At 64.7% G+C, this 23,630-nt stretch carries 22 protein-coding genes and 1 pseudogene; 17 read left to right on the top strand and 6 right to left on the bottom strand.

Going from position 1 to position 23,630, the window contains the following annotated elements:
- On the bottom strand, positions 1 to 534 hold a 534-nt coding region (rpe, locus tag LL06_RS19655), incomplete at its 3' end, for a ribulose-phosphate 3-epimerase (RefSeq protein ID WP_035530730.1).
- 185 nt (positions 535 to 719) lie between these two features.
- Between rpe and LL06_RS19650 the strand changes: the two genes are divergently transcribed.
- Positions 720 to 1,115: a VOC family protein gene (locus LL06_RS19650; RefSeq protein WP_052161741.1), complete on the top strand. Its 396-nt coding sequence runs from the start codon at positions 720 to 722 to the stop codon at positions 1,113 to 1,115.
- On the opposite strand, the gene LL06_RS19645 is transcribed toward LL06_RS19650, so the two are convergent.
- Positions 1,116 to 2,330, bottom strand: a complete 1,215-nt coding sequence (locus tag LL06_RS19645) for a mandelate racemase/muconate lactonizing enzyme family protein (RefSeq protein WP_035530727.1) — start codon at positions 2,328 to 2,330, stop codon at positions 1,116 to 1,118.
- A gap of 193 nt (positions 2,331 to 2,523) precedes the next feature.
- Between LL06_RS19645 and LL06_RS19640 the strand changes: the two genes are divergently transcribed.
- The 10 genes from LL06_RS19640 to LL06_RS19595 all read left to right on the top strand — a co-directional run bounded on the left by LL06_RS19640 (position 2,524) and on the right by LL06_RS19595 (position 12,521).
- On the top strand, positions 2,524 to 3,726 hold the full coding sequence (locus LL06_RS19640) for a glycosyltransferase (protein WP_035530725.1): 1,203 nt from the start codon (positions 2,524 to 2,526) through the stop codon (positions 3,724 to 3,726).
- Entirely contained in the window at positions 3,723 to 4,895 is a 1,173-nt protein-coding gene (locus LL06_RS19635) for a glycosyltransferase family A protein (protein ID WP_035530722.1), read from the top strand. The genes LL06_RS19640 and LL06_RS19635 overlap by 4 nt, the downstream gene beginning before the upstream one ends.
- 157 nt (positions 4,896 to 5,052) lie before the next feature.
- A complete protein-coding gene (locus LL06_RS19630) occupies positions 5,053 to 5,784 on the top strand; it encodes a WbqC family protein (RefSeq protein ID WP_201772364.1) in 732 nt (243 codons plus the stop codon).
- Positions 5,771 to 6,550, top strand: coding sequence for a cephalosporin hydroxylase family protein (locus tag LL06_RS19625; RefSeq protein WP_035530720.1), 780 nt, complete (start codon positions 5,771 to 5,773; stop codon positions 6,548 to 6,550). The genes LL06_RS19630 and LL06_RS19625 overlap by 14 nt, the downstream gene beginning before the upstream one ends.
- Before the next feature lie 236 nt (positions 6,551 to 6,786).
- Positions 6,787 to 7,713, top strand: coding sequence for a branched-chain amino acid ABC transporter permease (locus LL06_RS19620; protein WP_035530718.1), 927 nt, complete (start codon positions 6,787 to 6,789; stop codon positions 7,711 to 7,713).
- A complete protein-coding gene (gene livM / locus LL06_RS19615) occupies positions 7,713 to 9,068 on the top strand; it encodes a high-affinity branched-chain amino acid ABC transporter permease LivM (protein ID WP_035530716.1) in 1,356 nt (451 codons plus the stop codon). Before LL06_RS19620 ends, livM begins: the two co-directional genes overlap by 1 nt.
- 11 nt (positions 9,069 to 9,079) lie before the next feature.
- Entirely contained in the window at positions 9,080 to 10,060 is a 981-nt protein-coding gene (locus LL06_RS19610) for an ABC transporter ATP-binding protein (RefSeq protein WP_052161740.1), read from the top strand.
- On the top strand, positions 10,057 to 10,788 hold the full coding sequence (locus LL06_RS19605) for an ABC transporter ATP-binding protein (protein ID WP_035530714.1): 732 nt from the start codon (positions 10,057 to 10,059) through the stop codon (positions 10,786 to 10,788). The genes LL06_RS19610 and LL06_RS19605 overlap by 4 nt, the downstream gene beginning before the upstream one ends.
- A 109-nt stretch (positions 10,789 to 10,897) precedes the next feature.
- On the top strand, positions 10,898 to 11,248 hold the full coding sequence (locus tag LL06_RS19600; RefSeq protein ID WP_035530712.1) for a DUF6867 family protein: 351 nt from the start codon (positions 10,898 to 10,900) through the stop codon (positions 11,246 to 11,248).
- A gap of 169 nt (positions 11,249 to 11,417) precedes the next feature.
- Positions 11,418 to 12,521, top strand: a complete 1,104-nt coding sequence (locus LL06_RS19595; RefSeq protein WP_035530710.1) for a branched-chain amino acid ABC transporter substrate-binding protein — start codon at positions 11,418 to 11,420, stop codon at positions 12,519 to 12,521.
- A 143-nt stretch (positions 12,522 to 12,664) separates the two neighbouring features.
- Here LL06_RS19595 and LL06_RS19590 read toward each other — a convergent pair whose 3' ends face one another.
- The 4 genes from LL06_RS19590 to LL06_RS19575 form a co-directional block, all read right to left on the bottom strand.
- Positions 12,665 to 13,306: a nucleoside triphosphate hydrolase gene (locus tag LL06_RS19590; RefSeq protein ID WP_244447189.1), complete on the bottom strand. Its 642-nt coding sequence runs from the start codon at positions 13,304 to 13,306 to the stop codon at positions 12,665 to 12,667.
- 5 nt (positions 13,307 to 13,311) lie between these two features.
- Complete coding sequence (locus LL06_RS19585; RefSeq protein WP_035530708.1) at positions 13,312 to 14,088, bottom strand: ATP-binding cassette domain-containing protein; 777 nt, start codon at positions 14,086 to 14,088, stop codon at positions 13,312 to 13,314.
- Positions 14,088 to 15,149, bottom strand: coding sequence for an ABC transporter permease (locus LL06_RS19580; RefSeq protein WP_035530706.1), 1,062 nt, complete (start codon positions 15,147 to 15,149; stop codon positions 14,088 to 14,090). The genes LL06_RS19585 and LL06_RS19580 overlap by 1 nt, the downstream gene beginning before the upstream one ends.
- A gap of 119 nt (positions 15,150 to 15,268) precedes the next feature.
- A complete protein-coding gene (locus LL06_RS19575; protein WP_052161739.1) occupies positions 15,269 to 16,309 on the bottom strand; it encodes a sugar ABC transporter substrate-binding protein in 1,041 nt (346 codons plus the stop codon).
- A 209-nt stretch (positions 16,310 to 16,518) separates the two neighbouring features.
- Between LL06_RS19575 and LL06_RS19570 the strand changes: the two genes are divergently transcribed.
- From LL06_RS19570 to LL06_RS19545, 6 genes and pseudogenes are all read left to right on the top strand, one after another.
- Positions 16,519 to 17,745, top strand: a complete 1,227-nt coding sequence (locus tag LL06_RS19570) for an ROK family transcriptional regulator (protein ID WP_052161738.1) — start codon at positions 16,519 to 16,521, stop codon at positions 17,743 to 17,745.
- A 246-nt stretch (positions 17,746 to 17,991) separates the two neighbouring features.
- Positions 17,992 to 18,876: a metal ABC transporter substrate-binding protein gene (locus tag LL06_RS19565; RefSeq protein ID WP_035530704.1), complete on the top strand. Its 885-nt coding sequence runs from the start codon at positions 17,992 to 17,994 to the stop codon at positions 18,874 to 18,876.
- Positions 18,873 to 19,727, top strand: a pseudogene (locus LL06_RS19560) (manganese/iron ABC transporter ATP-binding protein); the annotation flags it as partial. The gene LL06_RS19565 and the pseudogene LL06_RS19560, both read left to right, overlap by 4 nt.
- Before the next feature lie 281 nt (positions 19,728 to 20,008).
- Positions 20,009 to 20,836, top strand: coding sequence for a metal ABC transporter permease (locus tag LL06_RS19555; RefSeq protein WP_052161743.1), 828 nt, complete (start codon positions 20,009 to 20,011; stop codon positions 20,834 to 20,836).
- The gene (locus tag LL06_RS19550; RefSeq protein WP_035530702.1) at positions 20,836 to 21,684 is read left to right on the top strand and encodes a metal ABC transporter permease; all 849 of its coding nucleotides are present in this window, start codon (positions 20,836 to 20,838) and stop codon (positions 21,682 to 21,684) included. The genes LL06_RS19555 and LL06_RS19550 overlap by 1 nt, the downstream gene beginning before the upstream one ends.
- Positions 21,685 to 21,871: 187 nt before the next feature.
- Positions 21,872 to 22,924, top strand: coding sequence for a GGDEF domain-containing protein (locus LL06_RS19545; protein WP_244447188.1), 1,053 nt, complete (start codon positions 21,872 to 21,874; stop codon positions 22,922 to 22,924).
- Positions 22,925 to 23,630 lie beyond the last annotated feature (706 nt).

The following is a 23,630-nucleotide window of genomic DNA, read 5'->3' as shown; positions in this document are numbered from 1 at the left end:
GACGCCGCCGTCAATCTCGATGTGGATCGGCCGGTCGCCGATCATCCTCTTCACCCGCGCCACCTTGTCGACCACCGAAGGAATGAAGGCCTGGCCGCCGAAGCCCGGGTTCACCGTCATCAGCAGGATCAGGTCGAGCCGGTCGAGCACGTATTCGATCACGCTTTCATGGGTCGACGGATTGAGCGAGACGCCGGCTTTCTTGCCCAGCGCCCGGATCGCCTGCAGCGAGCGGTCGAGATGGGTGGTGGCCTCGGCGTGGACGGTGATGATGTCGCAGCCGGCCTCGGCGAAGGCCTCGAGATAGGGATCGCAGGGCTCGATCATCAGGTGGCAGTCGAACACGGCCGTGGTCCGCGGCCGCACCGCCTTGACGATTCCGGGACCGAAGGTGATGTTGGGCACGAAATGACCGTCCATCACATCAAGATGGATCCAGTCGGCGCCGGCGCGAACCACGCCCTCGATGTCCTCGCCCAGGCGCGAGAAATCGGCGGAGAGGATGGACGGGGCGATCAGCACGGGACGGGTCATCAGGGGTTCCTCGCGTTTGGGGCCGGCGGCCCTTGCTCTTGCGCGTTCGTTTGCCCGAACAGCCGTGCCGCGGTCAAGGCGGCGCAAGCGCGCATCTGTGCAAAGCCGGCGCTAGCCCCGCCCCGCGGCTTGCCAGAACCGGGTCCCGGCGGGCAGTGTCGGGACAAATGACAGGAGCCCCCCGCATGACCAGACCGCCGATCAGCCAGTCCATCGTGTTCACCTACACCGACGACCTCGAGCGCGGCTCGCGGTTTTTCCGCGAGGTGATGGAGCTCGACTTCGTGGTCGACCAGGGCGCGTGCCACATCTACCGGCTGACGCCCTTGAGCTATATCGGGATCTGCACCCTGCCCGACCGGCCGCGCGGCACGGCCGGCGTGACGCTTACCATCGTGACGCCCGACGTCGACGGTTGGCGCGATTTCCTCGAGGCCAAGGGCGTCACCTATGTGAGCGGCCCCGCGCACAGCGCCGAATTCGGCGTCTACTCGTCGCTGTTTCATTCGCCCGACGGCTACCGCGTCGAGATCCAGGGCTTTGACGATCCGGACTGGGACAAGAAGATCGTCCCGGTCTGATCAGAAGCGGATCGGCTCGCGGGTCATCTCGAGATGCAGCTTCTCGCCGCTCCAGGGATTGGCCTCGCACACCGCCTCGTCGAGCTCGACGCCCAGGCCTGGCTCGCTCGAGGGGATGACGTAGCCGTCGTCCCACTCGATCTTCTTCTTGAGCACCTCGGCGTGGAAGCCGTCCCAGGTCTTGATCGATTCGAGCACCAGGAAATTGGGCAGCGTGGCGGCGAGCTGGATATTGGCGGCGGCGACCAGCGGTCCGCAATAGCAGTGCGGCGCGACTTGGATGCCGAAGGCCTCGGCCATGCCGGCGATCTTCTTGGTTTCGAGAAGCCCGCCGGAGCGACCGAGATTGGGCTGCAGGATGCTGGCCGCGCGCGCCTCGATCACGCGGGCGAATTCATGCTTGGTCACCAGCCGCTCGCCGGTGGCGACGGGGATCGAGGTTCCGCGCGCCACCTCGGCCATGGCGCCGATCTGGTCGGGCGGCACCGGCTCCTCGAACCACAAGGGATCGGCCGCCTCGATGGCGCGGGCCATGCGGAGGGCGCCGCTCGCGGTGAACTGTCCGTGGGTGCCGAACAGGATGTCGGCGCGGGTGCCGACCGCCTCGCGCACCGCGCGGACCATGCGCGCCGACAGGTCGATGTCGGTCAAGAGCGGCTGGTGCCCGCCCTGCACCCGGTAGGGACCGGCGGGGTCGAACTTGACCGCGGTGAAGCCCTGCCGCACCGCTTCCAAGGCGGCGGCGGCGGCGAGATCGGGGTCGTTGTAGACATTGACCGGGCTGTCGGTGGCGATCGGGTCGACGCTGCCGGTGGCCGGATAGAGATAGGTGTAGGACCTGAGCCCCTCGTGCACGCGGCCGCCCAGAAGCTTGTGCACCGGCTGGCCGGCTTCCTTGCCGATGATGTCCCAGCAGGCCATCTCCAACGCCGAGCAGCAGGCCATCATGGTCATGTCCGGGCGCTGCGAGAAGCCCGAGGAATAGCAGAGCCGGAAGAAATTCTCGATGTCGTGCGGGTCGCGGCCGACCAGATAGCGCGAAGCCACGTCCTCGATCAGCTTGGCCGTCAGATGCGGATCGAAGGCCGCGTCATAGGCCTCGCCATAGCCCACGACGCCGCCGTCCGTCACAAGCTTGACGAACAGGAAATAGCGGCCGCCGATCTGCGGCGGCGGGTTGCCGACGACGAAGGTCCGGACATCGGTGATTTTCATGAAGGTCTCCGCGAGAGGCTGTTTGGTCGGCCGCACTCGATCAGGATTCAGCGATGAAATCCAGCCCCGTCCGCGACATCCCGGCATAGGTCACGCGCCACCGGCGGGCTCAGGCAGGAGGCATCGGGGGCAAGCATCGGGCAAGCTTGACCTGACAGGGTGTCCATTCAAAGGTCTCACGCAAAGAAACCAGATGATCCAGCTTTCCATCTGCCTGCCGACCCGCAACAGGCAGAGCTACTGCATCGAAACGATCCGCGCGCTTGCCGCGACCAAGGGTACGGACTTTGAAGTCATCGTCGGCGACAATTCCGACGACGGCTCGGTGCTGGCGGATTTCTTTGCCCGGGAACTCCAGGATCCGCGTTTCCGCCTGATCGGCCCCGAAGCCGCCGTGCTGCCGATGGTGGGCAATTGGGAGCGGCTGGCGGGCGCGGCCAGGGGGCGCTGGGTGTCGGTCATCGGCGACGACGACTATATCGACCCCAGGCTGGTGCTGATGCTCAAATATTACGAGCGGCTCTACCCCGAGGTGGAAGCCGTCGGCTGGAGCCGGATGCATTTCAACTGGCCGGACAACCGGCCGGAACCGGCCCTGTCGGTGGTGCCGGTCACTCACGACACCTATGTGGCCGTGAAATCGCTTCTCCAGGACCGTCTCTACCGCTGGAGCGAGGGCAACCGACGGCCGTCCGCCGGTTTCGGCGCCTATCACGGCGCCATCCGCAGGTCGCTCATGGAGCGCATCAAGCGGAAATTCGGCGGACGCTATTTCGAACACCCGACGGTCGACTTCGAAAGCTCCTGCAAGGTCATTCTCGAGGCGCGGATGCTGGTTCACTGCCAGCGCCCCTTCTCGGTTCTGGGCGCGTGCGCGGCGTCGAACTCGGCGGGCGCGCGGCGGCGGGAGACCACGACCGAACGCGCCAAAGCCTTCCTGGCGGAATCGGCCGGCACGGTCGACATGAACGACCCGGTGTTTCCGTTCCCGCTCAACGGGGCGGGCGTGTCCAATTGCGCGGTCATCGCCTCGACGACCTCGTGGTTCTGCCGCACCTACGGGATCGACCTCACCGGATTTCCCGAGAATTTCGCCCGCGCCGCCATGGACGAATGCAACGTAACCACCGTCGAGGAAGAGTACGAGCTCAAGAAATCCTACTTCGAGCGCGGCTTCGAGGCGTGGGAGGGCGGCAAATGGCGCGCGTTCTTCAAGCCCGCCCCGTTCTGGGGCAACCGGTCGGTCAATGAGATGTCCGGGGTCCTCAAGGACCAGCTCTACATACGGGAAGATGCGACGCCTTCGCAGACACCCGCCGAGTTCTACCGGTTCGGCGAAAATGCCATCCTCCCCGTCGACATCGTCGCCTCCGGCGCCCGGGTCTTCGCGCGATGACCAGGCTCACCATCTGCATTCCCACCCGCAACCGCCAGGCCTACGCCATGGACGCCGTCCGGCACATGCTGGCCTCGCCGCGGGACGATTTCGAAATCCTGCTCGGCGACAATTCCGATGACGCCGCGCCGCTCGCGGATTTCGTGGCGGAGGCGGGCGACCCGCGGCTGCGGCTGTTGCCGCCCGAGGCCAAGCCGCTGTCGCTGAGGTCGAACTGGGAGCGGATGCCGCCCCATGCGCGCGGCGAGTGGGTGAGCTTCATCGGCGACGACGACTATCTCGATCCGGAACTGTGCGAAGCGCTGCGCGTGACGAGCCTCAGGGTGCCGCATGTCGACGCGTTTACCTGGGGCCGCTCCTTCTTCGTCTGGCCCGACGCGCGCACCGGCCGGGAAATCACCAAGATCCCGACGGGCAGCCATCTGATCCACATGGAAAAGAAGGACCTGATGCGCAAGATGTTCTTCTGGGAAGACGCCAAGGACCGGCCGGCCTGTCCGTTCGGGGTCTATCACGGCGCGCTCAAGAAGGACCTGATGGAGCGGATCCGGGACGCTTTCTCCGACCGCTATTTCGAGCATCCCAATGTCGACTACGACAGCATCTGCAAGACCGTGATGATGTCGGACGCCTGCATCTACTGGGAACGGCCGCTCTCGGTGTTCGGCTCGTGCAAGGCGTCCAACAGCGCCGGCCTGCGCGACGACCAGCTCGGCAAGGAGCGGCTCCGGACCTTCCGCGAGGAAAATGACGGCGAGATGGAGGCGAGGGACTTTCCCATTCCGATCGACCTCGGCATCACCGCCTCCGTCGCCCACACCATCGAATGGTTCAAGCAACGCTACGGCATCGAACTCAACGGCTGGGAAGAGGGCTTCATCAAGGCCTGCGCCGGCAATTGCGAGACCGAGAGCGACCGGACACGGTTCGAAGAGAAGAAGGCCGCCTATGGAGCCGCGATCAAGGCCTGGGGCGGCGAGAAGGCGCAGAAACTGTTCGCGCCCGTCTATCGCTACCGGGCCGATGTGCCGCGCTTCATGGGCCATGCCGAGGGACATCTCAACTTCGACATGGGGATCGGCGACGCGCGCACGGCTGCCGAATTCTACAAGATCATCGACGGCATGCTGTTCCCGGTGCGGCTTCTGGAAAGCCGCCTGGCCGCCTAGATGACAGACTGCCAAGAGGACCGCGCAGGGCGGCGCGCCGCGACCGGCCGCCAGGGGGAACCAATCGCATGGGTTTGACAGAGAGTATCCTGGCCTCGCATCCCGTCGGGACCCGCGCTCTGCCCCGCCTCCGCGCCGGGCGCGCGGGCGGATCCGCATGACCATGCGCCGGGTGGTCGTCAGCCAGTCGATGTATTTTCCCTGGGTGGGCCTGCTCGAGCAGGTCCGGCTCGCCGACGTGTTCATCCATTATGACGACGTCCAGTTCACCCGGAACAGCTTCTTCGGCCGCGTGCAGGTGAAGATCCCCGGCGGCACGACCTGGATGAGCGTCCCCCTGAGCGACTTCCGGCGCGGGCAGACCATCGACGAGGTGCGCGTCAAGCCGGTCGAGGAGTGGGCGGAGCGGCATCTTTCGCTACTGGAGGAGAGCCTGCGCCATGCCCCCTTTGCCGAAGACGCCTTCGATCTGTTCCGCACGGTCGTCGCCGGCAAGCATGACACGATCGGCGAACTGGCGCGCGCCAGCATGATGGCGTTGTCCCGCTACTTCGGGCTTGAAGACGGGACCCGGTTTGTCGATTCGCGCGATCTTGGCGTCGGCGGTTCAAGCAGCCAGCGGCTGCTGGGGCTCGTCAAGGCGGTGGGCGGCACCGACTACATCACCGGGCACGGCGCGCGCAACTATCTCGACCACGGCATATTCGAGGCCGAAGGCATCAGCGTCTCCTACATGGATTACCAACGGACGCCCTATCCGCAATCGCATGGCGCCTTCACGCCCTACGTGACGGGCCTGGACCTAGTGGCCCATTGCGGCCGCGGGGGCTTGAGCAACATCGCGTCGCAGACGCTGAACTGGAAGGATTTCTTGCATGGACCCTCATGAGGCATTCCGCGCCGAAGTGGAGACCAACATCGACGGCCTGGTGGGCGACACCGACCTGCAGGCGCTGTCGCGGGTCTGGATCCGCGAAGCCACGCCCTACAAATGGTCCTATAATTTCTCCTGGTTCGGACGGCCGGCGATCCAGCTTCCCAACGACGCCTGGGCGCTGCAGGAGCTGGTCTGGAAGGTCAGGCCCGACCTCATCATCGAAACCGGCATTGCGCACGGCGGGTCGCTGATCTATTCGGCGTCGCTGCTGGCGCTGCTCGACCTGTGCGACGCCACCGAGAAGGGCGAGGTGCTCGATCCACGCCAGCCGAAACGCAAGGTGCTGGGCATCGACATCGACATCCGCGCCCACAATCGCGCGGCGATCGAGGCGCATCCGCTGTTCGCGCGCATCGACATGATCGAAGGCTCGAGCATCGAAGCTGAGACGGTCGAGAAGGTCCGCGCCATTGCGTCGGGCTACCAGCGGATCCTGGTGTGCCTCGATTCGAATCACACCCATGACCATGTGCTGGCCGAGCTCGAGGCCTATGCGCCGCTGGTCACGCCGGGCAGCTACTGCATCGTCTTCGACACGCTGATCGAGGACACGCCCGTCTGGCTCGGCGGCGACCGCCCCTGGGGGCCCGGCAACAGTCCCAAATCGGCGGTGCACGCCTACCTCAAGACCAATCCCGGATTCGAGATCGACAGCCGCATCGACAAGAAACTGCTGATCACGGTGGCGCCTGACGGATTCCTGAAGAGGATCGGCTGACGGCGCGGCCGGCCCTCCGGCGGCAAGCGTGAAAAATCCGGTCTCTCCGCTCAGGCGGCGGGAAAACCGTGGATGTACCTAGGGAACGGTGATTTAAATCGATTGAAAAACTAAACCGGGACAAGCATGAGAATTTTCTTGTTTTCGCCCTCGAAAAACACGCTATAGAAACGGGTAGGGGAAAGAGGGCGCAATTTAAGCGTCCCCCATAAAAAGTCGAGAGGGACAGCGGCCTCATGGAGTATTTTCTTCAGCAGCTTATCAATGGGCTCACACTGGGGTCCATTTATGGGCTCATCGCCATCGGCTACACCATGGTCTATGGCATCATCGGCATGATCAATTTCGCCCATGGCGACATTTTCATGGTCGGTTCGTTCATCGCGCTCGCGACCTTCCTGGCGCTGGTCGCCATCGGCATCTCGGCCCTGCCGCTGATCCTGTTCATCACGCTTCTGGTGTCCATGCTGTTCACCTCCGCCTGGGGCTGGACGGTCGAGCGGCTGGCCTACAGGCCGTTGCGGGGATCGTTCCGGCTGGCGCCGCTGATTACCGCCATCGGCATGTCGATCGTGCTGCAGAATTTCGTCCAGATCACCCAGGGCGCGCGCGTCAAGCCGCTGCCGCCGCAGATCCAGGGCGGCGTCACCCTGATCGAAGGCGTGACCGAGAACGGCACCATCGCCGTGCAGCTCTCCTACATGCAGATGATCATCATCGCCACCACGCTCGCCCTGATGATCGGCTTCTCGCTGCTCATCTCCAAGACCTCGCTCGGCCGCTCGCAGCGCGCCTGCGAACAGGACCAGAAGATGGCGGCGCTGCTCGGCGTCAATGTCGACCGGACGATCTCGCTGACCTTCGTCATGGGCGCGGCGCTGGCCGCAGTCGCCGGCTTCATGTTCCTGCTGCTCTATGGCGTGATCGATTTCTACATCGGCTTCCTGGCCGGCGTGAAGGCCTTCACCGCCGCGGTGCTGGGCGGCATCGGCTCGCTTCCGGGCGCCATGCTCGGCGGGCTGCTGATCGGCCTCATCGAAGTCTTCTGGTCGGGCTATTTCTCGGTCGAGTACAAGGACGTCGCCGCCTTCTCGATCCTGGTGATCGTGCTGATCTTCATGCCGTCCGGCCTGCTCGGCAAACCTGAAGTCGAGAAAGTCTAATGACCACGGCTCCCTCTACGGCCCGTATGGCCGACTCCGTCAAGGACGCAGCGATCGCGGCACTTCTCGTCGCGGTGCTCGGGTTCTTTTTCCTCGCCCTCAGGACCGACATCGGCACCGGCGGGCTCGACCTGACCACCCGCTGGGGCCTGTGGTTCATCGCCATCGCCATCACCTTCGGGGTGCGGCTGGCCTTGAACCTGTTCGTGTTCAAGGCGGCCAGGCCGGTCACGCGCGGCATCAAGGTCACGGCTCCCGCGGGCCTGACCAGCTTCGTCGGCCGTTTCCTGGGCCCCTTCCTGCTCATCCTGGCACTGTGCCTGCCGTTCCTGCTGATGGCGCTGTTTCCCAACCGCGACCGCCAGTTCATCGACCTCGCCATCCTGATCATGACCTATGTCATGCTCGGCTGGGGCCTCAACATCGTCGTCGGCCTCGCCGGGCTTCTCGATCTCGGCTACGTCGCCTTCTATGCGGTGGGTGCCTATTCCTTCGCGCTGCTGGCCCAGTATTTCGAGATCGGCTTCTGGACGGCGGTGCCTCTGGCGGGCCTGCTGGCCGCCCTGTGGGGCATCATCCTGGGCTATCCGGTGCTCAGGCTCCGGGGCGACTACCTCGCCATCGTCACGCTCGCCTTCGGCGAGATCATCCGGGTGGTGCTGCTCAATTGGTATGACTTCACCGGCGGCCCGGACGGGATCTCCGGCATCCCCAAGCCCAGCTTCTTCGGCCTGGATTTTTCCAGGACCGGCGGCTTCGCCGAGTTCTTCGGCCTCGACTACGATTCGATCCACCGCTTCATCTATCTCTACTACATCATCCTGGTGCTGGCGCTGATCACCAACTTCGTCACGCTCCGGCTCAGGAAGCTGCCGATCGGCCGGGCCTGGGAAGCGCTGCGCGAGGACGAGATCGCCTGCCGCTCGCTCGGCATCAACACCACCAACACCAAGCTCACGGCGTTTTCGATCGGCGCGATGTTCGCCGGCTTCGCCGGATCCTTCTTCGCCACGCGGCAGGGTTTCATCTCGCCGGAAAGCTTCACCTTCCTGGAATCGGCGATCATCCTCGCCATCGTGGTGCTGGGCGGGCTCGGCTCGCAGGTGGGCGTCGTCATCGCCTCGGTGGTGATGATCGGCGGCATCGAGGTGCTGCGTAACCTGGGCTTCCTCAAGGAAATCTTCGGCCCCGATTTCGAACCGACCCAATACCGCATGCTGATCTTCGGCCTCGCCATGGTGCTGATCATGGTCTGGAAGCCGCGCGGCATCATTTCGAGCCGGAATCCTTCCGCGGTCTACAAGGAACGCAAGAAGATCAGCTCGGACATGGTCGCCCAGGGCGAGGGCCACTGATGGAAACCGCAATGACCACCACCTCCGCGCACAACTGGGATCACAATGTGGTGCTGTCGGTTGAGCACCTGACCATGCGTTTCGGCGGCCTGGTCGCCGTCAACGACCTGAGCTTCAATGTCGGCCGCGGCGATATCACCGCGCTCATCGGCCCCAACGGCGCCGGCAAGACCACGGTGTTCAACTGCGTCACCGGCTTCTACAAGCCCACCGAAGGCCGCATCGCCATGCGGCACGGCGCGGGGCTGCAGGCTGACCGCATCGAGGCGCTGACCCGCACCGGGCGCCAGTTCGACGATGACGGCGACAACCGGGTGTTCCTGCTCGAGCGCATGCCGGATTTCGAGATCTCCAAGCGCGCCAAGGTCGCCCGCACGTTCCAGAACATCCGCCTGTTCGGCGGCATGACGGCGCTCGAGAACCTGCTGGTGGCGCAGCACAACCCGCTGATGATCGCCTCGTCGATGACCATCGGCGGCATCCTCAACCTGCCGGGCTACCGCAAGGCGCGCGCCGAGGCGATCGACTTCGCCGCCTACTGGCTCGAGAAGACCGGCCTGATCGACCGGGCCGACGACCCGGCCGCCGATCTGCCCTACGGCGCGCAGCGGCGGCTCGAGATCGCCCGCGCGATGTGCATCAGGCCGCATCTTCTGTGCCTGGACGAACCCGCCGCCGGCCTCAACCCGCGCGAATCCACCGAACTCAACGAACTGCTGCAATATATCCGCAGGGACCATGACACCTCGATCCTGCTGATCGAGCACGACATGGGCGTGGTCATGGAGATCTCGGACCATGTCGTCGTGCTCGACTACGGCCAGAAGATCGCCGACGGCAGCGCCGAAGACGTCAAGAACGACCCGAAGGTGATCTCGGCCTATCTCGGCGTCGACGAGGACGAGGTCGCCGCGGTCGAGGAAAGCATCGACATGCCCGTCATCCATCACGCCAAGAAGCCCTCGGAGAACGGTGAAGGAGGCCAGCCATGAGCGGTGACCGGAACCTTCTGACGATCCGCGGCGTCGAGACCTATTACGGCAAGATCGTCGCCCTGCGCGGCGTCGACGTCGACGTGCAAAAGGGCGAGATCGTCACGCTGATCGGCGCCAACGGCGCCGGCAAGTCGACGCTGATGATGACCATCTGCGGCAACCCGCGGGCGCGCGCCGGCTCGATCGTCTTCGACGGGCAGGACATCACCCAGACGCCGACCCACGAGATCATCCGGATGGGCATCGCCCAGTCGCCCGAAGGGCGCCGGATCTTCGGCCGGATGACGGTGCTCGAGAACCTGCAGATGGGCGCGCAGCTCGTCTCCGACGATCATTTCGAGGACGATCTCAAGCGCGTCTACGACCTGTTCCCGCGGCTCAAGGAACGCCAGGGCCAACGCGGCGGCACGCTGTCGGGCGGCGAGCAGCAGATGCTGGCGATCGCCCGGGCGCTGATGAGCCGGCCGAAGCTGCTGCTGCTCGACGAGCCGTCGCTGGGGCTGGCGCCGCTGATCGTCAAGCAGATCTTCGAGATCATCAAGGAACTCAACTCGAACGAGGGGCTCACCGTGTTCCTCGTCGAGCAGAACGCGTTCCACGCGCTCAAGCTCGCGCACCGCGGCTATGTGATGGTGAACGGCAACATCACCATGTCGGGCACCGGCGCCGAGCTGCTCAAGCGCGACGAAGTCCGCGCGGCCTATCTCGAGGGCGGCGCTCACTGATGCGGGCCCTGCCCCGGCCTGATCGGCTGGGCGGCATGCATCGATTTGGAAGGATGCGGCACGCCGCGCCGGTCAGATGACCGGCGGCGCCGCGACAAGGAGCTAGGACATGGAACAGGGCCTCTTGTGGGAAGTCTCGATCGCCGAATTCATCTTCGTGACGATGTTTCTCGGCGGCGGCACCGCCTGGATGACCGGCCGGGCGGTGGCGCAGACCTGGCGCACGTCGTTCCAGCTTGCCTGGTACATGGTGCTGCTGGGGTTTGCGGTGCGCTTCATCCATTTTGCGCTGTTTGGCGGCACGCTGCTGTCGCCCTACTATTTCGTGGTCGATTTCGTGGTGATCCTGATCTTCGCGTTTCTGGGCATGCGCTACACCCGTGCCGCGCAGATCGCCCAGCAATACAGCTTCGCCTTCGTCCGCTCCGGCCCGTTCGGCTGGCGGCAAAAAGGCAATTAACCGCATCGCGATGCGGTTTCGACCATCCTCTAAAAAGCTCTGTATTTCTTTGAACAGATCGGCTTAGATGGACCCATACGGGGCATGACGCCCCCCACACCGGCGCCGAACACTGTCTGCGCCTGCGGCACCGGTGAAAGGAAACGAACAGGCGCTACTGGGAGTTAACATGAAGAAGATTCTACTGGCCGGAGCCGCCCTTGGCTTCGCAATGTCTTCGGCACAGGCCGAAATCGTTATTGCGACCGCTGGTCCGATGACCGGCCAATACGCATCCTTCGGGGAACAGATGAAGACCGGCGCCGAACAGGCTGTCGCCGACATTAACGCCGCCGGCGGCGTCAATGGGGAAATGCTCAAGCTCGAAATCGGCGATGACGCCTGCGATCCGAAGCAGGCCGTGGCTGTCGCCAACCAGTTCGCCGGCTCCGGCGTGGTGTTCGTGGCAGGCCATTTCTGCTCGGGCTCCTCGATCCCGGCTTCGGCTGTCTATTCCGATGAAGGCATCATCCAGATCTCGCCTGCTTCGACCAACCCGGCCTTCACCGATGAACGTCCGGGCGGCGCCGACGGCGGCATCTACCGCGTCTGCGGCCGTGACGACCAGCAGGGCGAAACCGCTGCTGCCTATCTGTTGAAGAACTTTGCCGACAAGAAGGTCGCCTTCGTTCACGACAAGACCGCCTACGGCAAGGGTCTCGCCGACGCCACCATGGGCTCGTATGAAGCAGGCGGCGGCAAGCCGGCCATGTACGAAGCCTACACCGCCGGTGAAAAGGACTACTCTGCTCTCGTCTCGAAGATGAAGCAGGAAGGCATCGACGTGCTCTACGTCGGCGGCTACCACACCGAAGCCGGCCTGATGGCCCGCCAGATGAAGGAACAGGGCATGTCCACTGTTCTGGTTTCGGGCGACGCTCTCGTCACCGACGAATACTGGGCCATCACCGGCGACGCCGGCGAAGGCACGCTGATGACCTTCTCGCCGGATCCGACCAAGCAGGAAACCGCTGCCGCCGTCGTCAAGGCGCTGCAGGACGCCGGCAAGACCACCGAAGGCTACGTGCTCTACACCTATGCGGCCATCCAGGCCTATGCACAGGCCGCCGCAGCCGCCGGTTCGACCGAGTATGACGCTGTCCGCAAGGCTCTGAACGACGGCGACTTCAAGACCGTGCTCGGCGATCTGAGCTTCGACGACAAGGGTGACGTGTCGCTTCCGGGCTACGTGTTCTACCGCTGGTCCGACGGCAAGTACGCCGAAATCGAATAGTCTTCGGTCAAGCTGACTGACTGAAACCCCGGCGCGCAAGCGCCGGGGTTTTTCGTTTCCGGACGCGCAAACGGCGGAGATTTCGCTTCGAGCCAACGGGAAGCTCCTGCCAACCGGTTCAGGCCGCGGAGCTGCCATCGGGCTCACGCGCCGCTGGTGATTTCCAGATCGGCGGTGACCGAGCTCTTCACCACCAGTTCGGCGTTGGGGATGTCGTTGGAGAGCGCCCGGGCCAGCGCCGCGTCGGGGTCCAGGCCGTGGGACAGCCAGCGGCCGACCAGTCTTTCGCGCAGTTCCTCGAGCGGGGCCGAAAGCATGACCGTGAGGTCGAACAGGTCGGCCATCTGCGCCCAGGGCGGTTCCGGCAGCAGCAGGTAGTTGCCTTCCGCGATCAGGAACCTGTGGCCGGGCGTGATCATCCGGCCGCCGGCGCGGGAGAGGTCCAGTCCGCGGTCGAACACCGGAATGGCGATGTCGCGCTGGGGCTCGATCAGCAGCCGCCAGAGCAGCGCCGCGTAGCCGTCGGCGTCGAAGGTGAAGGGAGCGCCCTTGCGGGCGAGCGTGCCACGCGCTTCAAGCACCGCATTGTCGAGATGAAAGCCGTCCATCGGGACGACCGCTGCCCCATGGCCGCGGGCGACGAATTCGGCGACGAGGGCGTCGGACAGCGTCGACTTGCCGGCGCCGGGCGGGCCGGCAAGCGCGATCATGAAGCGCCGGCTGTCGCCGGCCCGGGCGATCGCCACGTCCGCCACCCGGGCGGCGTTGCCTTGCAACTGCATCATCGGCGTCAGGCGGCCAATGCGTCTTGCGGCGGATCCTTGGCCCCGGTCATGAAGGCGACAGCGTCGGACATGGTGTAATCCTTCGGATTGATGACGCAGAGGCGCTTGCCCAGGCGGTGAATGTGGATCCGGTCGGCGACTTCGAAGACATGCGGCATGTTGTGCGAGATCAGGATGATCGGAATCCCGCGCGACCGCACGTCGAGGATGAGTTCTAGCACGCGGCGGCTCTCCTTGACACCCAGCGCAGCGGTCGGCTCGTCAAGAATGATCACCTTGGAGCCGAAGGCTGCGGCGCGCGCCACGGCAACGCCCTGGCGCTGGCCGCCGGACAGCGTCTCCACCGCCTGGTTGATGTTCTGGATGGTCATCAGCCCGAGCTCGCTGAGCTTCTCGCGGGCGAAGGCGTCCATCGCCTTGTGGTCGAGCTGGCGCATGACCTTGCCCAGGAAGCCTGGCTTGCGCAATTCGCGGCCCATGAACATGTTGTCGGTGATCGACAGCGCCGGCGACATGGCGAGCGTCTGGTAGACGGTCTCGATGCCGGCATGGCGGCCGTCGAGCGGTGAATGGAAGCGGACCTCCCTGCCCTCGAGCCAGATCTTGCCCTCGTCCGGCGTCACCGCGCCGGAGATCGCCTTGATCAGCGTCGACTTGCCCGCGCCATTGTCGCCGATCACGGCCAGGATCTCGCCGTGGTGAAGGTCGAAATCGCAATCGTCGAGCGCCACCACGCGGCCGTAGCGCTTGACCAGGTTGCGTCCCTTGAGAATGGGTTCCATCAGACTGACACCTTTCTGATCCATTGATCCACGGTCACCGCGGCGATGATGAGCACGCCGATGAGCAGGTAGGTCCATTGCGCGTCGGCGCCGAGCAGCCTCAGGCCGAGCGAGAAGACGCCGACGATCAGCGCGCCGAACAGCATGCCCATGATCGAGCCGCGGCCGCCGAACAGCGAGATGCCGCCGATCACCACGGCGGTGATGGATTCGATGTTGCCGAGCTGCCCGGACGTGGGCGAGACCGAGCCGATACGGCCGATCAGCGCCCAGCCGGCGAAGGCGCAGATCAGGCCCGAGAGCATGTAGACCGAAATCAGCGTGCGCTTGACCTGGACGCCCGAGAGCTCCGCCGCCTCCGGATCGTCGCCGACCGCATAGACATGCCTGCCCCAGGCGGTTTGCTTGAGCACATAGGCGAGGAACAGCACCAGCCCCACCATGAAGATCGCGCCATAGGTGAAGACCGCGCCGCCGACGGCGAATTTCTCGCCGAAGAACTGCAGCAGCGGCGCCTGCTCGGCGATGTCCTGGGCGCGGATGGTCTCGTTGGCGGAATAGAGGAAGTTGGCGGCGAGCACGATCTGCCACATGCCGAGCGTGACGATGAAGGGCGGCAGCTTCATCACCGCGACGAGAAAGCCGTTGATGAAGCCGCAGAAGGTGCCGCAGGCGATGCCCGCGGCCACCGCCAGCTCGGTCGGCAGGCCGTAGCGGAACGAGAACAGGCCCATGACCACCGAGGACAGAACCATGATGGCGCCCACCGACAGGTCGATACCCGCCGTCAGGATCACCAGAGACTGGGCGGCGCCGAGGATGCCGACGATCTGCACCTGCTGCAGGATCAGCGTGAGCGCGAAGGGCGAGAAGAATTTCTGGCCCAGCAGCAGGCCGAAGACCAGGATCGAGCCGATGAGGACGATGGCCGGCACCATCCAGGGCGTCTGGTGCAGCGCATGCTGCAGGCGCTTGCCGGGGCTCTGGTGTCGCGTGGCGAAGGCGGCGACAGCGGTCGGGCTCGATGCCGCGGCCTTCTCATATTCCTGTGTGTCGGACATGGTTCCTCCCCAACGTCGCGCGGCATGGATAGGCAGCCATGCTCCCCGCACGGCGTGCCTCTCGCAATGAGGCGGCTTCTTGAGCCGCCCCATCACTGTTTACGTGAAATGGTGGGCAATCAACCCCAGCAGCGGTCCATGCCCTCGGCGACCGAGATCGATTCGACGCCTTCGGCGGGCTTGTCGGTGACGAGCGCGACGCCGGTGTCGAAGAAATCCTTGCCTTCGGTGGGCTGCGGCTTGGTGCCGTCCTTGGCCCAGGCGGCAATCGCCTCGATGCCCTTGGACGCCATCAGCAGCGGATATTGCTGCGAGGTGGCGCCGATGACGCCGTCCTTGACATTGGCCACGCCGGGGCAGCCGCCGTCGACGGAGACGATCAGCACGTCGCCCTCGCGGCCGATCGCCTTCAGCGCCTCGTAGGCGCCGGCGGCGGCGGGTTCGTTGATGGTGTAGACGACGTTGATCATCGGATCCTTGGCGAGCAGGTTCTCCATCGCCTTGCGGCCGCCCTCCTCGTTGCCGGCGGTCACGTCGTTGCCGACGATGCGCGGATCTTCCTCGTCGCCCCATTTGCCCGGATCCTTGACGTCGATGCCGAAGCCGGTGAGGAAGCCCTGGTCGCGCAGCACATCGACGCTGGGCTGGCTCACGCCGAGATCGAGCATGGCGATCTTGGCGTTGGCGGCTTCGTCGCCGAGGGTGGCTGCGGCCCATTTGCCGATCAGTTCGCCGGCGAGGAAATTGTCGGTGGCAAACGTGGCGTCGGCGGCGTCGATCGGGCTCAACGGCGTGTCGAGCGCGATGACCAGGATGCCTGCGTCGCGCGCCTGCTTGACGGCGGAGACGATCGACGAGGTGTCGGAGGCGGTGATGAGAATGCCCTTGGCGCCGTCGGCGATGCAGGTCTCGATGGCCGCGACCTGGCTTTCATGGTCGCCGTCGATCTTGCCGGCATAGGATTTCAGGGTGACGCCCAGTTCGGCGGCCTTGGCCTCGGCGCCTTCCTTCATCTTGACGAAGAAGGGATTGGTGTCGGTCTTGGTGATCAGGCAGGCGCCGACGCTGTGGCTTGCCGCCTGGGCGGGGGCTGCTGCGGCCATGGCGCCGAGGGCGGCGGCTGCGAAGAGCGCGGTCTTGAGTGTGGAAATCGACTTCATTTGATCCTCCCGGGATGTGTCATGCAGGTCAGTCTGCAGGCGCGGCCAGCCGAAAAGTCCTCCCTCCCGGTCTCCGCGCCATTGCTAAAACAGCACGGCCGGCCGGCTCTGTCAATAAATAAATCATTCTTATTTAGTAATTGACCGGGACGTGTCTTTCCGTCATTCTTTTGCTAAGAACGCGCAAAGCGGGCGGAGGGACCAAACACGTGGCGGACAATGCGAAAGCGGGCGATGTGCGGCCGGCCACGGCGGGTCCCTCGCTGAGGGGATCGAACCAGAGCGGCCTGCGCGCCCACAACCAGCGCCTGGTTCTCAGCCTCGTCTATTCCCACGGCAACCTGGCCAAGACCGACATCGCCCGTCTGACCGGGCTTTCGGCCCAGACCGGCTCGGTGATCATGCGCGAGCTCGAGGCCGAGGAGCTGATCGTCAAGGGCGAGCCGATCCGCGGCAAGGTGGGCCAGCCCTCGGTGCCGCTGTCGATCAATCCCGACGGCGCCTTCTTCATCGGGCTCAAGGTCGGTCGCCGCAGCGCCGAACTCATTCTCATCAATTTCCTCGGCGAGCCGCGCGCCACCCTGCGCAAGAGCTACCCCTGGCCGACGCCGCCCCTGATCATCGACTTCGTGCGCGACGGCCTGGCCGAGATGCTGGCAGGCCTGCCGCCGGCGCTGCGCGACCGCGTCGCCGGGCTGGGCATCGCCACGCCGTTCGAACTGTGGAACTGGACCGAGCAGGCCGGCGCGCCGCGCGAGGCGATGGACCTGTGGCGCGGCTGCGACCTCAGGGCCGAGCTCGCGCGGATCTCGAACATGCCGGTCTATCTGCAGAACGACGCCACCGCGGCCTGCGCTGCCGAGCTGGTGTTCGGAAAGCACCCCGGGCTCAACGATTATCTCTATCTCTACATCGGCACCTTTGTCGGCGGCGGCGTGGTGCTCAACGGCAGCGTCTATTCCGGCCGCACCGGCAATGCCGGGGCGCTCGGGCCGCTGCCCGTCGCCGGCCCCGACGGCACACCGGTGCAACTGCTCGACCGGGCGTCGATCATGTTGCTCGAGCGCATGCTGAAGCAGGCGGGGCTCGATCCCTCGCCGCTGTGGAACAGCCCGGACCACTGGGAAGGGTTCGAGGATCTGGCCGATCAGTGGATCGGCATCGTCGCCCGCGGCCTGGCGCAGGCAATCGTCTCGGCCGCCTCGATCATCGATTTCGAGCATGTGATCATCGATGGCGGGCTGCCGTCCGAGGTCCGGGAGAAGATCGTCGCGGCGACGCGGGCCGAGGTCTCCCATTACGACCTCAGGGGTCTCGAGGTCCCCACCATCCTGCCCGGCACCGTGGGCCACCTCGCCCGCGCGCTGGGGGCGGCGAGCCTGCCGCTGTTCGACAAATATCTCATCGACCGCAACGCCCGTCTCGGCGGGGCCTGAGCCAGGCTTCGGCGAAGGCCGTGCGCGGCCGCTCCGCCTGCCGATCCCGTCCCCACGCCGCCACCCTTCCGTCCCCCTTCCCGGGCCGACGCCCCGCCTTCAGGCTATGCGGGTCCGCAGGCGCGGGAGCTCCGCATCCTGGCAGGACGGGGATCCGCCGTCTTTTTGCGACTCATTTGCAAAAACATTGACAATGGAGGGAAACCCCATAGACTGCTTCTTGCAAACCATTCGCAGGAAGACCGCATGCGCCTCATCCCAGTTCTCGGAGTTCTCATCGCGCTCGGCTTCGCCCAGCCCGCGCTGGCGCAGATCAAGGTGCTGACCTCGTTCACCGTGTTCGCCGACATGGCGCGCAACGTCGCCGGCGAGCACGCCGAGGTGGTCTCGATCACCAAGGAAGGCGCGGAGATCCACATGTTCCGGCCGACGCCGGGCGACATCAAGCGGGGCCTGGGCGCGGACGTGGTGCTGTGGAACGGGCTCGGGCTCGAGACCTGGTTCGAGCGCTATCTCGAAAATCTCGGCGACGTGAAGGCTTACGTCCTCTCCGACGGCGTCGAGCCGATCCTGATCACCGAGGACGCCTATGCCGGCCGCGCCAATCCGCATGCCTGGATGTCGCCCGGCAACGCCGGCATCTACATCGACAACATCGTCACCGCCCTGTCGGAGACCGATCCCGACAATGCGGCCGCCTATGCCGCCAATGGCGAGGCCTACAAGGCCGAGATCGCCGCCACCTTCGCGCCGATCCGCGCGGCGATCGAGGCGCTGCCCGAAGAGCGGCGCTGGCTGGTCACGAGCGAGGCGGCGTTTTCCTATCTCGCCCGGGATTTCGGGCTGAAGGAAGCCGCGATCTGGGCGATCAACGCCGACAGCCAGGGCTCGCCGCAGCAGGTGCGCCGCATCATCGACCTGATCAACGCCAACGACATCCCGGTGATCTTCTCCGAAAGCACTGTGTCGCCGAAGCCCGCCGAACAGGTGGCGCGCGAAACCGGCATCGCCTATGGCGGCGTGCTCTACGTGGACTCGCTGTCGACGCCGGACGGCCCGGTGCCGAGCTATCTCGATCTGCTCCGGGTCACCTCGGAGACCATCGTCACCGGGCTGACGGCCAAGCCATGAACGTCTCCCAAGCCAACCTGCAGGCCGCCGGCATGGCCGGCCTCACCGTCGCCGACGTCTCGGTGATCTACCGCAACGGCAACCGGGCGCTCGACGGCGCCTCGTTCTCGGTGCCCAAGGGCTCGATCACCGCGCTGGTGGGCATCAACGGCTCGGGCAAGTCGACGCTGTTCAAGGCGCTGATGGGCTTCGTGCCGCTGGCCGGCGGCGAGATCTCCATCCTCGGGCTCTCCGTCGCCGACGCGCTTCGCCAGAACCTCGTGGCCTATGTGCCGCAGAGCGAGGAGATCGACTGGTCGTTCCCGGTGCTGGTCGAGGACGTGGTGATGATGGGCCGCTACGGCCGCATGAATTTCCTGCGCATGACGCGGCCGCAGGACCGGGCCGCCGTCGACGCCGCGCTCGCCCGCGTCGGCATGAGCGAGTTCCGCAAGCGCCAGATCGGCGAGCTCTCGGGCGGGCAGAAGAAACGCGTGTTCCTCGCCCGCGCGCTCGCCCAGGAGGGCCAGGTGATCCTGCTCGACGAGCCCTTCACCGGCGTCGACGTGACCACCGAGACCCAGATCATCGAGCTTCTGAAGGACCTCCGCGCCGAAGGACGGGTGATGCTGGTCTCGACCCACAATCTCGGCAGCGTGCCGGAATTCTGCGACCGGGCGGTGCTGATCAACCGCTCCGTCCTGGCCGAGGGGCCGACGGCGGAAGTGTTCACGCAGCACAATCTGCAGAAGGCCTTCGGCGGAGTGCTCAGGCATTTCACGCTGGGCGGCCAGGACCTGCACGACGACGACGACACGCGGCAGCTCACCGTGCTCACCGACGACGAACGGCCCTTCGTCATCTATGGCGAAGCCGCGCGCAAGGCGCGCAAGGCCGGCGCGGCCGATTCCGGCGCGCCCGCGGCCGGCAAGGCCGCATCCGCCACGCCAGCGGCCGGCAAGGCCGCATCCGCCACGCCAGCATCCGCCAAGGCCTCCACCGGCAAGGCCAAGACCGCCAAGGCTCCTGCGGGCAAGTCCAAGGCGGGCGGCACAAAGGCGGGCGGCCCAAAGGCTAGCGGAAAGGCCGCCGCCAAGCCCCGGGGGAGCAAGCGCCCGTGACCCTGCTGCTGGAACCCTTCACCTATGGCTACATGGTCAACGCCATGTGGGTGTCGGCGCTCACGGGCGCGATCTGCGCCTTCCTGTCGTGCTATCTCATGCTCAAGGGCTGGTCGCTGATCGGCGACGCGCTGTCGCACTCGATCGTTCCGGGCGTGGCCGGCGCCTACATGCTGGGCCTGCCCTTTGCCGCCGGCGCGTTCCTGGCGGGCGGGCTCGCGGCCGCCGCGATGCTCGCCATCCGCTCGCGCACCCGGCTCCGGGAGGACGCGATCATCGGCATGATCTTCGTCTCCTTCTTCGCGCTCGGGCTGTTCATGGTGTCGATTTCGCCGACGCCCATCAATGTGCAGACCATCGTGCTCGGCAACGTGCTGGCGATCACGCCGGCGGATTCGTTCCAGCTCATCATCATCGGCGTGGTCACGCTCGTGGTGCTTTCTGTGATCTGGAAGGATCTGATGCTGGTGTTCTTCGACGAGAGCCATGCGCGCGCCATCGGCGTCCGCGCCACCGCGCTCAAGGTCATCTTCTTCACGCTGCTCGCCGCCTCCACGGTGGCGGCGATGCAGACGGTGGGCGCCTTCCTGGTGATCGCGCTGGTGGTGACGCCGGGCGCCACCGCCTATCTGCTCACCGACCGGTTCCCGCGGCTGATCGTGATCGCGGTCGCCATCGGCTCGATCACCTCCTTTGTCGGCGTGTATCTGAGCTATTTCCTCGACGGCGCCACCGGCGGCGTGGTGATCATGCTGCAGACCTCGCTGTTCCTGATGGCCTTCCTGTTCGCACCCAAGCACGGGCTGCTCGCCCAGCGCGCAAGGGTGCGCCACGCAAGCCCTGACGCGGGAGCCGCGTGATGGACGCCCTCATCGATTTCATCATCGATCCGTTCCGCTTCGCCTATATGCAGAAGGCGTTCCTGATCACGCTCCTGATCGCCATGCCGATGGCGGCGATGAGCTCGCTGATGGTGCTCAAGGGCTGGTCGCTCTTGGGCGACGCCATGAGCCATGCGGTGCTGCCGGGCATCGTGCTCGCCTATATCGCCGGCCTGCCGCTGGTGATCGGCGCCTTCATCGCCGGCCTGTTCTGCGCAGTCGCCACCGGCTGGCTCAACGCCAACAGCCGCGTCAAGGAAGACACGGTGATGGGCATCGTCTTCTCCGGCATGTTCGGCCTGGGGATCGTGCTGCATGTCAGCGTCCGCTCGAGCCTGCATCTCGACCATATCCTGTTCGGCGACATGCTGGGCGTGAGCTGGGCCGACATTTCCGCGACCGCGGCGCTTGCGGCGCTGTGCGGCGGATTCCTGCTGGTCAAATGGCGCGATCTCGTCGCCCAGGCCTTCGACGGGCTGCACGCCCGCGCCATCGGCTTGCGCACCGGCTGGCTGCATTACGGGCTGCTCACGGCCATCGCGCTGATGATCGTCGCCAGCCTCAAGGCGGTCGGCATCATCCTGTCGATCGCGCTCCTGGTGGCGCCGGGCGCCATCGCCTTCCTGGTGGCCCGCACCTTCGCCGGCATGCTCGGCATCGCGGTGGGATCGGTGGTGCTCTCGGCGCTCGTCGGCATCTTTTTGAGCTACCACATCGACAGCGAACCGGCGCCGACCATGGTGCTGATGATGACCGGGCTGTTCATGGTGGCGCTGGCAGTGGGGCAGGTCAGGGATTACCGGATGCGGCGGCTGGCCGGGGGGTAGAGACATGGGCGGCGGATCGTGGACGTCCCCGAGGGTCCGGTTGCGGCGCCGTGCGCGGCGTCCCCGCGGCTCAGCCCGATGGGCCGCGGGCACCTGCCTATTTCCTGCCGAGCATGTTTAGAGAATTCTTTATCTGTAATTCATAAGTTCACCTGAATAATTCACCCTCCCCCAGGCAGTCCGCATCGTGGTTCATCCGGAAAACACAGAGACCACCGATCCCGCTGAAACGGTGATTACGAGGATGCGGGAGCAGGGCATTTCCTCGCTGCCGCGCAATTACGAGTTGGTCTACCGGTTCCTCAACAGTTCGAACCCGGCGCTGATCCAGGAGTTCGCGGCGCTCGGGCGGCGTCCGACCCAGTTGCAGCTCGATGCCATCGGCATGAGGTTCCTGCCCCATCTCCATCCCGTCAGCGCGGTCGAACAGTCGCTGGAATGCGTGTTCGAAGAGATGCGGAAAATCATCCGTCTGTTCAAGCAGGACCGCTCCAGGCTCGAGAAATACTCGACCCTGCTGGGAGAAACCTCGGCCCGCATGTCCGCGAAAGGCGTGCGCAGCCTGGATTTCCTCGACGATCTCAACAGGGTTCTCTCCTCCGCCACCGTCGACACGATGGAGAAGAGCAAGGCCATCATCCAGCAGATGGTCGAGCGGGCGCTGGAACTGGCGCGCCTCAAGGCCGAACTCGAGGAGTACAAGCGCCTGTCCGGCATCGATCCGGTCACAAGGCTGTCCAATCGCCGCGCCTTCGACAAGCGGCTGGCCGCCATCTACGAGGATCTGCAGACCGTGGTGAGCCAGGCGCTGCTGGTCGCGGATATCGACCATTTCAAGGCGTTCAACGACGCCTATGGCCACCAGGTCGGCGACCGCGTGCTGCGCGCGACGGCGGCCGTGATGACCAGGACCCTTGGCAGCGAAACCTTCCTCTCCCGCACCGGCGGCGAGGAATTCGCGGTCATCCTGGACGACACCAGCCTGGAGGAAGCCCAGGCGACCGCCGAGCGTCTGCGCGTGGCGATCGAATCGACCCCGCTGAAGGATCAGAACGACGGCGTCGACCGCGGCCATGTCACCATCAGCCTGGGCCTGTGCATGGCGGCCGACGCCTCCGGCCCGGCCAATCTCTACAAGAAGGCCGATGCGATGCTCTACGAGGCCAAGACATCCGGCCGCAACCAGGTGAAGACCCACACGCCGAAGATGAAGCGGATCATGGGGCTGCTCAAGCGGTGAAGGTCGCCGTAGGTATAAATGGATTTCAAAGAACTTCGCCGCCATACGTGCGTTACCCAACTGTTCCTCGGTGCTCTCAGCGCTTGTCGGCATCTTTTTGAGATACAACATCGACAACGAAACTATGCCTACAAGAGTGCTGATGATAATCTTGCTGTTCGTTGTGGCACTGGTGGTGGGGCAGGTGCGGGGATGCGGCCGGTGGTTCGGTGGTAGACGGATCATATCAAATCAAATTGACCGAAAACAATTTTTTAGTTCCATTGACTTTATTGGCAAAAACCTCTCATCCTAATTCCCATGGATCCAATTTTATCGTAGTATTTCGCATACGATGTAATTTATATTACGTCGAACAGCATGAAGGCGGATACTAATGGCAGTTTCATTTTCGGAGCATGACATCAATGAGATTCGGAATGGCCATGCCGTTCTCTTGCTCGGCGCAGGAGCGAGCGTTGCCAACACGAGGTACGATAAACAAGACAACCGACCGATTCTGGCAACATCTGCGTTGTCGAAGAAATTATGCGATTGGATTGAATAACCTTATGCCGAAGAGTCCCTCCGGGAAATTTATGATGCGGCAATAATTAAGAAAACTAAACAGCAAGTTCACAATTTTTTAGTTTCGCAGTATTCCGGGCTAAGAGCAAGCATTGAACTTGTTAATATATTTAATTACTGTTGGTATCGAATTTATACA

It is taken from the genome of Hoeflea sp. BAL378 (assembly GCF_000759435.1).
GTDB lineage: Bacteria > Pseudomonadota > Alphaproteobacteria > Rhizobiales > Rhizobiaceae > Hoeflea.
The sequence above is the reverse complement of the archived record's forward strand: the minus strand, read 5'-3'. Positions and strand labels throughout refer to the sequence as shown.